Below are 13,574 nucleotides of genomic sequence, written 5' to 3'. Positions count from 1 at the left end.
GCATTGGCCGTAGTCCACACGGGCGGGGCGGATCGCGCAAGTACCCGGCCGCCGAGACCGCCGAAACGGTGACGTTCCGGGCGCCTTCGACGCATCTCCAGCCACTTCGACCCCACCGCGCGTGACCTGGGCCACACGTTTCCTCCTTCTTTGCCATGCTATGCCGTTTCGGTACGTCAATCCGGCCCGAACGGCCGAACGAAACGGATGGACGGGATGGGCGTAAGGTTGCGATTTGATCGTCGCGAGAACCGGCCCCGAGCGGCCCCGGAGCCAGGAATTTCCTGGGGAATCCGGGTTACCCCTCGGTAGAGATGACGTTTCCGTCGTCGCGGTACACGATGGATGCGGCGTACGTACCCCCGCGTAGCAGCAGTATCCCGACGGCGTGCACCGCATCGTTCGCGTGCGGGGCACGACACCTCCCGACCAGCGAAGGACAAGCGTGGCTTCCGGATCCGATCGCAATCCGATCATCATTGGCGGCCTTCCCAGCCAGGTCCCGGACTTCGATCCCGAAGAGACCCAGGAGTGGCTCGACTCACTCGACGCCGCTGTCGACGAGCGAGGCCGTGAACGTGCCCGGTATCTGATGCTCCGGCTGATCGAGCGCGCGCGGGAGAAGCGTGTCGCCGTTCCCGAGATGCGCAGCACGGACTACGTCAACACCATCGCCACCAAGGACGAGCCGTTCTTCCCGGGCAACGAGGAGATCGAGCGCAAGATCCTCAACGCGACGCGCTGGAACGCCGCGGTCATGGTCTCGCGCGCCCAGCGCCCGGGGATCGGCGTCGGCGGCCACATCGCCACGTTCGCCTCCTCCGCCTCCCTGTACGACGTGGGCTTCAACCACTTCTTCCGGGGCAAGGACGGCGGTGACGGCGGCGACCAGATCTTCTTCCAGGGCCACGCCTCCCCCGGTATCTACGCCCGCGCCTTCCTGCTGGACCGGCTCAGCGAGACGCAGCTCGACGCGTTCCGCCAGGAGAAGTCGAAGGCCCCGTACGGGCTGTCCAGCTATCCGCACCCGCGCCTGATGCCGGACTTCTGGGAGTTCCCGACCGTCTCGATGGGCCTCGGCCCGCTCGGCGCGATCTACCAGGCCCGGATGAACCGGTACATGGAGGCGCGCGGCATCGCCGACACCTCCGGCTCCCACGTGTGGGCGTATCTCGGCGACGGCGAGATGGACGAGCCCGAGTCCCTGGGACAGCTCTCCATCGCCGCCCGTGAGGGCCTGGACAATCTGACCTTCGTCGTGAACTGCAACCTCCAGCGCCTCGACGGCCCGGTGCGCGGCAACGGCAAGATCGTCCAGGAGCTGGAGTCCCAGTTCCGCGGCGCGGGCTGGAACGTCATCAAACTGGTCTGGGACCGCTCGTGGGACCCGCTGCTGGCCCAGGACCGCGACGGTGTGCTGGTCAACCGGCTGAACACCACGCCGGACGGGCAGTTCCAGACGTACGCCACCGAGACCGGCGCGTACATCCGCGACCACTTCTTCGGCGACGACCAGCGGCTGCGCGCCATGGTCGAGAACATGACCGACGACCAGATCCTGCACCTCGGGCGCGGCGGACACGACCACAGGAAGGTCTTCGCGGCGTACGCGGCGGCCAAGGCCCACCAGGGCCAGCCGACGGTGATCCTGGCGCAGACCGTCAAGGGCTGGACGCTCGGGCCGAACTTCGAGGGCCGCAACGCGACCCACCAGATGAAGAAGCTCACCGTCGCCGACCTCAAGGGCTTCCGGGACCGGCTGCACCTGCCGATCACCGACAGCCAGTTGGAGGACGGGCTGCCGCCGTACTACCACCCGGGCAGGGACTCGGAGGAGATCCAGTACATGCACGACCGGCGCAGGTCGCTGGGCGGGTACGTACCGACCCGGGTCATCCGGGCGAAGCCGCTGACGCTCCCCGGCGACAAGGCGTACGCGGCGGTCAGGAAGGGCTCCGGCCAGCAGTCGATCGCCACCACGATGGCGTTCGTCCGGCTGCTCAAGGACCTGATGCGGGACAAGGAGATCGGCAGGCGCTTCGTGCTGATCGCGCCCGACGAGTACCGCACGTTCGGGATGGACTCGTTCTTCCCGAGCGCCAAGATCTACAACCCGCTGGGCCAGCAGTACGAGTCCGTCGACCGGGAGCTGCTGCTCGCGTACAAGGAGTCGCCGACCGGGCAGATGCTGCACGACGGCATCTCCGAGGCGGGCTGTACGGCGTCGCTGATCGCGGCGGGTTCCGCGTACGCCACGCACGGCGAGCCGCTGATCCCGGTCTACGTCTTCTACTCGATGTTCGGTTTCCAGCGGACCGGCGACCAGTTCTGGCAGATGGCCGACCAGCTCGCGCGCGGTTTCGTCCTGGGCGCCACCGCCGGCCGTACGACGCTGACCGGCGAGGGGCTCCAGCACGCCGACGGCCACTCGCATCTGCTGGCCTCGACCAACCCGGGCTGCGTCGCCTACGACCCGGCCTTCGGCTTCGAGATCGCGCACATCGTCCGGGACGGTCTGCGCAGGATGTACGGCCCGGACAGCGAGGACATCTTCTACTACCTCACGGTCTACAACGAGCCGATCCAGCACCCCGCCGAGCCCGCCGACGCCGATGTCGACGGCATCCTCAAGGGCATCCACCGCTACCGGGGGGCCGAGCGGGGCGAGATCCCGGCGCAGATCATGGCGTCCGGCGTGGCCGTGCCGTGGGCGGTCGAGGCGCAGCGGATCCTCGCCGAGGAGTGGAACGTCCGGGCGGACGTCTGGTCGGCGACGTCCTGGAACGAGCTGCGCCGTGAGGCGGTGGAGGTGGAGCAGCACAATCTGCTGCACCCGGAGGAGGAGCAGCGCGTGCCGTACGTGACGCGGAAGCTCTCCGGCGCACAGGGCCCGTTCGTGGCGGTCTCCGACTGGATGCGCTCCGTGCCGGACCAGATCGCGCGCTGGGTGCCGGGTACGTACCAGTCGCTGGGCGCGGACGGCTTCGGTTTCGCGGACACGCGGGGCGCGGCCCGCCGCTTCTTCCACATCGACGCGCAGTCGATCGTGCTGGGCGTGCTGACCGAGCTGGCCAGGGAGGGCAAGGTCGACCGTTCGGCGCTGAAGCAGGCGGTGGACCGCTACCAGCTCCTGGACGCGTCGGCGGCGGACCCGGGCGCGGCGGGCGGCGACGCCTGACCGAGGGCGCGGGGAGTCGGTACGTAGCCTCGGGGAGTCGGTACGTACGGAGGGCGGCGGGACCTGGACGGTTCCGCCGCCCTCCGGCGTACGGCGGCGCCCGGTCATCGCTCCCAGATCTTGAAGGCCCTCACCCGGTACGGCGAGCTGGGCAGCCAGGTGCCGGTGCCGGGGTAGGTCTCGAACTCCCCGGTCTCCCCGCAGGTGTCGGACTGGTAGGTCGTCACGGGCCGTCCGGTGCGGTTGGCGAGGGAGTGGGCGCTCGTACCCGCGGGGAGCGGCACACAACTGTCGATGTCGGTCCCGGAGAGTTCGTGGGTCTGCCAGGCCCCCTTGAAGTCGTCCTTCGCCCAGAGGCACAGCTCGCCCGCGGCGCACGCCCCGAGGCGCGGCGGCGCGGCCGGGGCGGCCGGCGCGGCGGTGCCGGTCTGGGGCAGCAGGACGGCGAGGGTGAGCGCCCCGACGGCGGCGCCGACGGTCCCGGCCGTACGGCGGAAGGTGGTGGCGGTGAAGCCCGGCGTCGTGGTGGTGCGCGGCTGAGTCATCTCGTTCTGCCCCCGTGTGTCGTGTCGGTCGCGTCGGTGGTGTCGGTGGTGTTCGTGTCGTGCGGTGCCGGGAGCGCGTGCTGCGATCCCGGTCCCACCACTCTGACCTGCGGCTGAGGGCTGCCGGAAGGGGGGCGGGCCACCCTCCACCCGAATAGGCGACAGCCCCGCCGGAACCTTCCGGCGGGGCTGTCCTGGGCGTGGAATTGACGTCGGGTCACCCGGCGGCTGACGTCAGATGTGCACCCCGCCACCCGCGGCGTCCGCGTTGTCGCCGCGCTTCGTCAGCAGGGCGACGAGGACCGCCACGGCCGCGACCCCGGCCGCGACGAGGCTGGCCAGACTCATGCCGGACATGAAGGTGTCGTGGGCGACGGTGGTGATCTGCTGGGCGACCGCGGGCGGCATGTCCGGTGTCACCGGCGGCGCCCCGACCTGGACGGCCTCGGTCGCCGGGCCCACCTGGGCGGCGGTGAGCGGGGGCAGCCCGGCGGCCGTCCAGTTGCCCGGCAGGTCGCTGGAGACCTTCGAGGCCATCACGGCGCCGAGTACGGCCGTACCGAGGCTGCCGCCGATCTGCATGGCGGACTGCTGGATGCCGCCGGCCACCCCGGAGAGCTCCATCGGCGCGTTGCCCACGATGACCTCGGTCGCGCCGACCATCACGGGGGCGAGGCCGAAGCCGAGCATCGCGAACCAGACGGACATGGTGAGGCTGCTGGTGTCGGTCTCCAGGGTGGACATGCCGAACATGGCCGCCGCCGTGAACACCATGCCGCCGGCCAGCGGGATCCGGGGCCCCACCTTGGTTATCACGATCCCGGCGAGCGGCGATCCCACGATCATCATGCCGGTGAGCGGCAGCAGATGGAGACCGGCGTCGATCGGGCCCATGCCGTGCACGTTCTGGAGGTAGAAGGTGACGAAGAAGAGCCCGCCCAGGAAGGCGATGGCCATGAGGACCATCAGCACCACACCGGCGGAGAGCGGTACGGAGCGGAAGAGCGCCAGCGGTACGAGCGGCTCCCTGACCTTCGTCTCCCAGTAGGCGAACCCGCCGAAGCAGACCACCGCCACGACGATGAAGATCCAGGTCATCCCGGCGCCCCAGCCCCACTCGGGGGCCTTGATGATCGCCCACACCAGGGCGAACATGGCGACGGAGAGCAGCAGGATGCCGAGGACGTCGAAGGACCTCGGGGCGTTCCTGGCCCGGTGGTCCAGCAGGATCAGCGTGCCGAGCACCAGGGCGATGATGCCCACCGGCACGTTGATGAAGAAGACGGACTGCCAGTTCACGTGCTCGACCAGCACACCACCGAGGATCGGTCCGCCGGCGGTCGAGGCGCCGATGACCATGCCCCAGATACCGATGGCCATGTTGAGCTTCTCGGCCGGGAAGGTGGCCCGCAGCAGACCGAGCGCGGCCGGCATCAGCAGCGCGCCGAAGAGCCCCTGGAGCACCCGGAAGGTGATCACCAGGGAGATGCTGTGGGAGAGCCCGATGGCCCCGGAGGCAAGGGCGAATCCGGCGACACCGATGAGGAAGGTCTGCCGGTGGCCGAAGCGGTCACCCAGCTTGCCCGCGGTGATCAGCGCCACGGCGAGCGCGAGGAAGTAGCCGTTGGTGATCCACTGGACGTCGGCGAACGACGCACCGAGGTCGGTTTTGATGGCCGGGTTCGCGATGGCGACAATGGTGCCGTCGAGGGCCACCATCATGACGCCGATGGCCACGGAGAAGAGAGTCAGCCAAGGGTGGCCGCGCCGTCCCTTGGAGGGCGACGGTCCGAGAGGTTCCGCGGGTTCCGGGCTCGATGGCGCCTTGTCGACAGTGGTCTGACTAGTCATACCGCAGACGGTAGTGTCAGCCACTGACAATTGACAAACCATTTCACAAGCCAGTAACTGTCACGTTACTCCCGAGCGAGTCATGTTGCTCCTGAGCGAGAGTGAGGTCTCCGCGATGACCGGCGGACTGCGCGCCCGCAAGAAGCAACGCACTCGGGAGTCCCTGCTCCGTGTGGCGCTCGAACTGTTCACCACGCAGGGGTACGAGCGGACCACCGTCGACGAGATCGCGGACGCGGTGGAGGTCTCCCAGCGCACGTTCTTCCGCTACTTCGCCAGCAAGGAGGAAGTGGCCTTCGCCCTGGTGGACATGGTGGAGTCCCAATTCGTCGAGGCGCTGCGCGCCCGGCCGGCCGCGGAAGGCCCGTTCGAGGCGATGCGCAACGCCGTCTCGTCCGTCTGGGGCAGCGTGGGCGACACGATCGAGTCCGTCGTGACGGTGGAGCTGTACATGCGGTCCTACCGGATGATCGAGTCGACCCCGGTCCTGCTCGCCGCCCATCTGCGCCGCTCCTCCGACCTGGAGGACGGGGTCGCCCGGCTCATCGCGGACCGGGAGAGCCTGGACGTCGACGCCGACCCGCGCCCCCGGGTGGCGGTCGCCGCGTTCACCGGCGTGATGCGGGCCACCGGGCGGATCTGGGGCCGGGGCGAGGACTGCAGCGTGGCGGGGCTGGGCCGCATGACCGAGGCGTATCTCGACCAGCTCACCCCGCGGCTCCTGAGGGACGACTGGCACTGAGCCGCCGTACAGCACCCGGCCCACTCGCGCCGCAGCGCCATCCGCAAGGGCTGTTCGGGTGAAAACCGGGGACAACCCGCGACGGCCGCAGCGGCCGTGCGGTACGGCCCTTCCGGGCACCCACAGGCGGCGGAGCGTGCACCTCGCCGCACGTTCGGTGAAGTTACCGGCGGTTCAATCCTGCGTGCCCGGTGATCTGTCTCACGCTCGTCGCGAGGCCCCTCGCGCGCGCTCTAGGGTGAGAACCAGTGACTTCCTTCGACTCCTCCCCCACCCTGAGCGTGTGGCGCGCGCTGCTCGCCCTCGCCGTCGTGTTCGTGATGCTGGCGACCACCGGATGGACCGCCGTCCAGCACCAGCGCGGTCCCGGCGAGCCGCTGACAGCCGCCTTCAGCGCGTGGGAGCGGGGCCGGATAGGCGCCCGTCACCTGCCCGACCCGACCGGGCCGGCCAAGACACTGGCCGCCTTCTTCGCGTCCCTCCGCTCCTGGGAGCAGTCACAGCTCGCGCACCGGTATCCGCTCGCCGTCGGCAACCTCAACGGCGCCCCGGTCACCCTCCGCTACCGGGCCAACCGGATCGCGCTGGCGCAGGCCCGCACGATCGAGGAAGGCCGGATGCGGGACAGCAGGCTGTCGAGCGACGGCCGTCAACTCGCGAGCCGCCGCATGCACCGGTACGAGTCACTGCTCAGCGGCGACCGGCAGATCCTCGCGTTCGACCCGTCGGGCCAGGGCCGGGTGGCCGAGGTCCACGGCAATCTCGACCGCGCCCAGCGCGTCTCGCTCGTGGTGCCCGGGGTCGACACGAACGTCCTGACGTTCGAGCGCTCGGACCGCTGGTACTCGGCGACCGCGGGCATGGCCGAATCGCTGTACTCCGCCGAGCGCAAGGCCGACCCGGGTACCCGTACCGCCGTCATCGCCTGGGCCGACTACACCTCGCCCGCCGGGGTCGGTGTGGACGCGGCCATCGGCAAACTCGCGGAGGACGGCGCCGTACGGCTCACCGCGCTCGCCGCCGCCCTGCCCGGCCGGTCGCGGATCTCGCTCTTCTGCCACAGCTACGGCTCCGTGGTGTGCGGGGTCGCCGCGCACGCCCTGCCCTCCCGGGTCACCGACGTCGCCGTCGCGGGCAGCCCCGGGATGCGCGTCGAGAACGCGGCGCAGCTCGGGACCCGTGCCCATGTGTGGGCCATGCGGGACCGTGACGACTGGATCCAGGACGTGCCGTACCTCGCCGTCGGCGGGCTCGGCCACGGCGCCGACCCGGTGACCCGGGCGTTCGGCGCCCGGGTGCTCTCGGCGGCGGGCGCGGCCGGCCACGCCGGTTACTTCGAGCCGGGCACGGAGAGCCTGGACAACTTCGCGGACATCGGAGTCGGTTCGTACCGCGCGGTGACGTGCGCGGACGCCGCCGGGTCGTGCCGGAGCGGAATCGCCTACGACGGCGAGACGATGGCCGGATAGGCAGCGGCCGTAGGCCACCCGCTTCCCGGCGGCGTGGCGCGCCCCACCGGGCCCGACGCGCGTAGATTCCCCCTCTTCCGCAGGCGACGCGAGCGCGCGCGCCGCCTACGATGAGGCACATGGGTGATGTGCTTGCGGGGATTCATGCCACCTGGGAGTTCGACAGCGACAGCGTGCTCATCCGCTTCGAACGCGGGATACGGACGCCGAAGCTCCTCTCGGCGCTGGGCGAACGGCGTATCCCTCACGAGGCGTTGTCAGCGGTGACGCTCACTCCGGGCAAACGGGGCACGGTCGTGCTGCGCGCCGTGCCGAGACCGGGCGCCGACCCGCTCACGGAGGCCGCGGCAGGGCAGCTCAAGGAGAGCGGCGATCCGTACCGGCTGGTGCTGCCCGCCGAGTCCGAGACCCTCGCCGAGTACTACGCCGACGAGCTGCGCGCCGCGCTGGCCGCCTCGCGGCTGCGGCGCCGGGGCCGGGGCACGGACGGCGGACCGGCGCCCGACGAGCCCGCCGAACGGTATCTGGTGGCGGCGCCCGAGGGGCCGCGCCACTTCAAGGCGTACGACGGCAAGGCGTCCTTCGACGGCGAGACGGTCTCGTTCCGCTGGTTCTGGACGGGCGCGTCCTCCGCGAAGTGGAAGGCGGGCGACCAGAGCCTGCCGGTCACGGAGCTGGAGGGGGTCGAGTGGCGCTCCCCCGAACTCTTCAACGGCTATCTGCGCCTGCTGCCGCGCGACGGACACGGCGCGGCGGGCTCTGGGGTGGGCTCCGGAGCAGGCCCCACCGCGGGATCCGGCGCCGGCTCCGGGGCGGGCTCCGGCGCGGGCGGAGCCGACCACGATCCGGCCGCCGTGGTCTTCGGGCTCGGCTACGGCCCGGTCCACGAGTCACTGCCGTTCGCCGCGGCCGTCCTGGAGGCGGTCCGCAGCGCGGCGACGAAGCGGGTGGCGGCCCCGGTCCTCGCGATGGCCCCGACGGGCCGGCGCGACCCGGCCGACGTGGCGGACCGGATCAGACACCTCGGGGAGCTGCACCAGGCGGGTCTGGTGACGGACGAGGAGTTCACCGCGAAGAAGACGGAGCTGCTGGCGGAGCTGTGAGCGCACGGGGCGGGAGGGGCGTGGCGGGTTGCATGGCGGGGGGCGTGGCAGCGGGACAGGGGGCGTGGCGGGTGCGGGGCCGTGTGTCATACCTGGGTATGAGACGTGGACCGGCTCTCCGGTATGACGCCGTCCGGCCGACGGCTGCCTAGGCTGACCAGGTCATGAGTACCGCTCCCCCGTCCCCGCCGCCCCCGGCTTCCCCGCCCCCGGCCTCCCCGCCCCCGGCCTCCCCGCGCTTCGCCTCCTCGCTCCGGACCCTGCGGGCGCTCGCCGCCTCGCTGCGCACCCCCTCGGACTCCACCGAACCGCTCCTCTCGCACGCGCCCAAGCAGTGGCAGCGGCTCTTCCCGTACGCGGTGGTCCTCGGCTTCGCCGTCACCCTGCTGCCCGTCACCGCCTCGGTGCTCAGCCACGACTACCGGCTCGGCGGCGGCTGGGCGGGGGCGCTCGCCACCGCGCAGAGCGCGCCGCTGCTGCTCGCCGTGACCCGGCCGCTCCAGGCGTGGTGGGTCGTCTTCACCGCCGATGTCCTCGGCGGGATCCTGCTCCGGGGCGCGGAGGGGATCGACGGGCGGCCCTGGCCCTGGACGCCCATGGTGATCGTGGGCTACCTGGTGCTGATGATCTGCCTGGGGCTGCGCGAACCGCGCCGTACCCTGCTCGCCGTCTGGCTGGCCACCGGCCTCGCCGGACTCTTCTTCGAGGTGCTCTCGCCGGTCGGCGGCGACGGCACCCAGTTGCTGCTGTTCGTCCTCAGCGGGCTCCTCCTGGTGCTCAGCGCGGCGCTGCGCGAGCGCGGCGACGCCCAGCGCAGACTGGCCGAGCAGGAGACGATCAGCGAGGCGGAACGGGCCCGGCGGACCCTGCTGGAGGAGCGCGCCAGGATCGCCCGTGAGCTGCACGACGTGGTGGCCCACCACATGTCGGTGATCACCGTGCAGGCCGACTCGGCGCCGTACCGGATCGAGGGGCTGCCGGACGCCGCGCGCGAGGAGTTCACCACGATCGCCGCCGGCGCCCGGGAGTCCCTGACGGAGATGCGGCGGCTGCTCTCGGTGCTGCGCAGCGACGGTACGGAGGGCGAGCGGGCACCGCAGCCGGGGCTCGACCGGGTGCAGCAGCTCGTGGAGGCGACCGTACGGGCGGGGGTCCCCGCCGAGCTGTCGCTACAGGCCGGGATCGGAGCCGTACCGCCGGCCGTGGACCTCTCCGCGTACCGCATCGTGCAGGAGGCGCTGGCCAACGTGGTGCGCCACGCGCCCGGCGCGCGGACCCAGGTGTCGGTGGTCGCCCACGCGGACCGGCTGACCGTTCTGATCGTCAACGGCCCCGGCACCGCGCGGACTTCGCCGCTGGAGACCACCGGCACGGGCCACGGACTGATCGGGATGCGCGAACGCGTACGGTTGACCGGCGGCACGCTGGACACCGGGCCGCTGCCGGACGGCGGCTTCCGGGTCGCGGCCCGGCTCCCCCTGACCGACGGCCTGACGGGCGATCCGACGAACGCGCCGAAGGGCCCGGCCCCCGAGGACACCCCTTGACCATCCGCGTGATCATCGTCGACGACCAGGCCATGGTGCGCGCGGGGTTCGCCGCGCTGCTGTCCGCGCAGTCCGACATCGACGTGGTGGGCGAGGCGCCCGACGGCCGCAGGGGCGTGGAGGTCAGCCGTACCGTCCACCCGGATGTGGTGCTGATGGATGTCCGGATGCCGGAGATGGACGGACTGGCCGCCGCCCGCGAGCTGTTGAGCCCGCCGGTGGGCGTGGTCCACCTGCCGAAGGTGCTGATGCTGACCACCTTCGACGTGGACGACTACGTGTACGAGGCGCTGCGCGCCGGCGCGTCCGGCTTTCTCCTCAAGGACGCGCCCCCGGCCGATCTGATCGCGGCCGTACGGATCGTCGCGGCCGGCGAGGCGCTGCTCGCGCCGTCCGTGACCCGCCGGCTGATCGCGGACTTCGCCCAGCAGCGGCCCGCCCCGCGCAAGGACCGGGCGCTGCGGCTGCGCGGGCTGACGCCACGGGAGACCGAGGTGCTGGAGCTGATCGCGCGCGGGCTCTCCAACCTGGAGATCGCCGACCGGCTGGTGGTCGCCGAGCAGACGGTGAAGACCCATATCGGCCGGGTGCTCTCCAAGCTCGGGCTGCGGGACCGCGCACAGGCCGTGATCTTCGCGTACGAGTCGGGCCTGGTCACCCCGGGGGACGCGCCCGCCTGAGCCTCCCCGCCCGAGCCCCTGAGTACCCCCACTACCCAGGTATGACACCGTAGTTGGCCCTCCGGTGTGATGTCCGCCCGTACACCCTCTTCCTACCTTCCCTCTCGCCGCCTCGACGGACGGGAGCGGGAAGAGGGGGGACGTACATGCGCCGCTACAAGAGGACTCTGGCCGCCGCCGCGCTGGCGACGACCGTGGTCGGGGGTACGGCGGGCTGGGCCGCGGGCGATGCCCAGCAGGCCGTGACCGGGCCGCCGCCGGGGAGCGCGGCCTGGCGGGCGGACGGTTCGCCGGGCCGGCCTTTGCCCGATCCGGGCACGGCGAGCCCGCGCGACATCGCCTCCTTCTTCCGTACGCTGACGCCCGGCCGGCAGCGGGAGCTGGCCCACCGGCACCCCTCGGTCGTCGGCAATCTCGACGGGGCGCCGGTGGCGCTGCGCTACGAGGCCAACGCGCTCGCGATCCGGGCCACGCGCGACCCCCGTTACGGGCGCCTCGCGGAGCCCGGCCGGCGGATCCTCGCCTTCGACCCGCGCGGCCGGGGCCAGGTGGCCGAGGTGTACGGCGATCTGACGGCCGCTCGCCATGTCTCCGTCGTCGTGCCGGGCTCGGACATCGACGCGGGGACCTTCGACCGCGCGAAGGACCCGTACGGCACGCCCGCCGGGATGGCCAGGTCGCTGCGGGCCGCGACCGGCGGCCGTACCGCCGTCGTCGCGTGGGCGGGCTACACCACCCCCGTGGGCGTCGGTCTCGACGCGGCCACCGGGCACCTCGCCGAGGTGGGGGCCGGGCGGCTGGCCCGGTTCACGCGGGGGCTCGTGGCGGCCGGGGCGGCGAAGCCCGCGCTGTTCTGCCACAGCTACGGCTCGGTGGTGTGCGGGCTCGCCGCCTCCGAGGTGAACGCCATCGACATCGTGGTGTCCGGCTCGCCCGGGATGCGCGCCGACCGTGTCGCGGACCTCCGTACGGAGGCGCGTGTCTGGGCGGCGAAGGACCCGTCCGACTGGATCTCCAAGGTTCCGAACGTCGAGTTCGCGGGGCTCGGCCACGGCCCCGACCCGGCCGGCGCGGACTTCGGCGCCCGCCGGGTGCCCGCCGCGACGGCCCACGGCCACACCGGCTACTTCGTCCCCGGCACGGACTCGCTCCGTGCCTTCGCCGCCATCGCGCTCGGTGAGAGCGCCGGCGCCCGCACGGCGGGAGAGGCGCGATGATCGCCGGGACCGCGGCCTCTGCCGTGGCGAAGATCGAGGCGCGCACCCCCGCCTCCCGCGACCGCGCCGTCGACGGGCTCCGCGCCCTCGCGCTGCTCGCCGTACCCACCGGGCACTGGCTGCTCGGCGGCTTCACGCTCGACGCCGACGGCGCGCTGCACAACGCGAGCCCTCTCTCCACCTTCGGCGGCTTCGCCCCGGTGAGCTGGGTGCTCCAGATGCTGGGCATCTTCTTCCTGGTCGGCGGATACGCCTCCGTCCTCTCGTACCGCAGAAGGCGCTCCACGACCGCCACCTGGCTCCGTGGGCGCGTGGTGCGCCTGGGCAGGCCGGTCCTCGGGGTGACGGCGGTGTGGGCGGTGCTGCTGCCCGTGCTGTACGCGCTCGGGGTGCCCGCCACGACCCTGCGGACCGGGTCGACGCTGGTGATCCAGCCGCTGTGGTTCGTGGGGATCTACGTGATCGTGACCGCGCTGACCCCGTACTGCGTCGCCGCCGCGCGCCGGCTCGGCGCCTGGGCCGCCGCCCCGCTGCTGGTCTCCGTCGCCGCCGTCGACCTGCTGCGGTACGGGCCGTACGCGCAGGCCGTACCGTCCTGGCTGAGCGTGCTGAACATCCTGCCGGGGTGGCTCTTCGCGTACCAGCTCGGCGTCTCCTGGGGCGAGGGGCGGATCGGGCGGCGCGGGGCTCGGGTGCTGCTCGTCGGCGGCTGCCTGCTCTTCGCCGTACTGCTGGTGGTCTTCCACTACCCGGCGTCGATGGTCGGGGTTCCGGGAGAGGTGCGGACCAACTCGCATCCGCCGTCGCTGCTGGTGCTCGCCCTCGCCGCCGCGCAGAGCGGTGCGGCGATCCTGGTCAGGGACCGGCTGGGGCGGCTGCTGGCGCGGCCCGCGCTGTGGGCGCCGGTGGTGGTCGTGAACCTGTCCGCGATGACGATCCTGTGCTGGCACCAGACGGCGATGCTCGCCGTCGCCGTGCCCGGTTCCTTCGTCGGCGAACTGGCCGGACTGACGACCTCGCCGGACACGCTCGGGTGGATCCTGGCCCGGCTGTCGTGGCTGCCGCTCTTCGCGACGCTGCTGGTGGTCATCGGCCGGTACGCGCGCGGCTTCGACGCGCCGTGGGAGACCGGGACACGGCGCGCGAGGACCCGCCGCGCGGCGGCGGGGCTGCTCGCGGCGGGTTTCGCGGTGTTCGCGCTGGGGCTGGCGTGAGCCGTGGGGACGGCGCTACTCGCCGTGG

General features: G+C 72.1%; 10 protein-coding genes. 8 read left to right on the top strand and 2 right to left on the bottom strand.

Features of this window, described 5'->3' with window-relative positions:
• Positions 1–445 precede the first annotated feature (445 nt).
• Positions 446–3,178, top strand: coding sequence for a pyruvate dehydrogenase (acetyl-transferring), homodimeric type (gene aceE, locus ACIBJC_RS22855; RefSeq protein ID WP_399295279.1), 2,733 nt, complete (start codon positions 446–448; stop codon positions 3,176–3,178).
• A 104-nt stretch (positions 3,179–3,282) separates the two neighbouring features.
• Here aceE and ACIBJC_RS22850 read toward each other — a convergent pair whose 3' ends face one another.
• Both ACIBJC_RS22850 and ACIBJC_RS22845 read right to left on the bottom strand, forming a co-directional pair.
• Positions 3,283–3,723, bottom strand: coding sequence for a peptidase inhibitor family I36 protein (locus tag ACIBJC_RS22850; RefSeq protein ID WP_399295277.1), 441 nt, complete (start codon positions 3,721–3,723; stop codon positions 3,283–3,285).
• A gap of 234 nt (positions 3,724–3,957) precedes the next feature.
• Positions 3,958–5,574: an MFS transporter gene (locus tag ACIBJC_RS22845; protein WP_399295275.1), complete on the bottom strand. Its 1,617-nt coding sequence runs from the start codon at positions 5,572–5,574 to the stop codon at positions 3,958–3,960.
• Positions 5,575–5,656: 82 nt separating this feature from the next.
• On the opposite strand from ACIBJC_RS22845, the gene ACIBJC_RS22840 reads away from it, so the two are divergent.
• The 7 genes from ACIBJC_RS22840 to ACIBJC_RS22810 all read left to right on the top strand — a co-directional run bounded on the left by ACIBJC_RS22840 (position 5,657) and on the right by ACIBJC_RS22810 (position 13,546).
• Positions 5,657–6,316, top strand: coding sequence for a TetR/AcrR family transcriptional regulator (locus ACIBJC_RS22840; protein WP_399295273.1), 660 nt, complete (start codon positions 5,657–5,659; stop codon positions 6,314–6,316).
• A 248-nt stretch (positions 6,317–6,564) separates the two neighbouring features.
• Positions 6,565–7,785 (top strand): alpha/beta hydrolase, encoded by a 1,221-nt coding sequence (locus ACIBJC_RS22835; protein WP_399295271.1) that lies wholly within the window; start codon positions 6,565–6,567, stop codon positions 7,783–7,785.
• A 119-nt stretch (positions 7,786–7,904) separates the two neighbouring features.
• Positions 7,905–8,888, top strand: coding sequence for a DUF4429 domain-containing protein (locus tag ACIBJC_RS22830; RefSeq protein WP_399295269.1), 984 nt, complete (start codon positions 7,905–7,907; stop codon positions 8,886–8,888).
• Between the two features lie 164 nt (positions 8,889–9,052).
• Positions 9,053–10,435: a sensor histidine kinase gene (locus tag ACIBJC_RS22825; RefSeq protein WP_399295267.1), complete on the top strand. Its 1,383-nt coding sequence runs from the start codon at positions 9,053–9,055 to the stop codon at positions 10,433–10,435.
• A complete protein-coding gene (locus ACIBJC_RS22820) occupies positions 10,432–11,115 on the top strand; it encodes a response regulator transcription factor (RefSeq protein ID WP_329827306.1) in 684 nt (227 codons plus the stop codon). The genes ACIBJC_RS22825 and ACIBJC_RS22820 overlap by 4 nt, the downstream gene beginning before the upstream one ends.
• 146 nt (positions 11,116–11,261) lie before the next feature.
• Complete coding sequence (locus ACIBJC_RS22815; RefSeq protein ID WP_399295265.1) at positions 11,262–12,332, top strand: alpha/beta hydrolase; 1,071 nt, start codon at positions 11,262–11,264, stop codon at positions 12,330–12,332.
• Positions 12,329–13,546: an acyltransferase gene (locus tag ACIBJC_RS22810; protein WP_399295263.1), complete on the top strand. Its 1,218-nt coding sequence runs from the start codon at positions 12,329–12,331 to the stop codon at positions 13,544–13,546. The genes ACIBJC_RS22815 and ACIBJC_RS22810 overlap by 4 nt, the downstream gene beginning before the upstream one ends.
• Positions 13,547–13,574: the final 28 nt, after the last annotated feature.

Origin of the sequence: Streptomyces sp. NPDC050509, from assembly GCF_044457965.1 — a bacterium.
In the GTDB taxonomy this organism is placed as follows: domain Bacteria; phylum Actinomycetota; class Actinomycetes; order Streptomycetales; family Streptomycetaceae; genus Streptomyces.
This window is presented reverse-complemented; position numbering and strand designations above follow the sequence as displayed.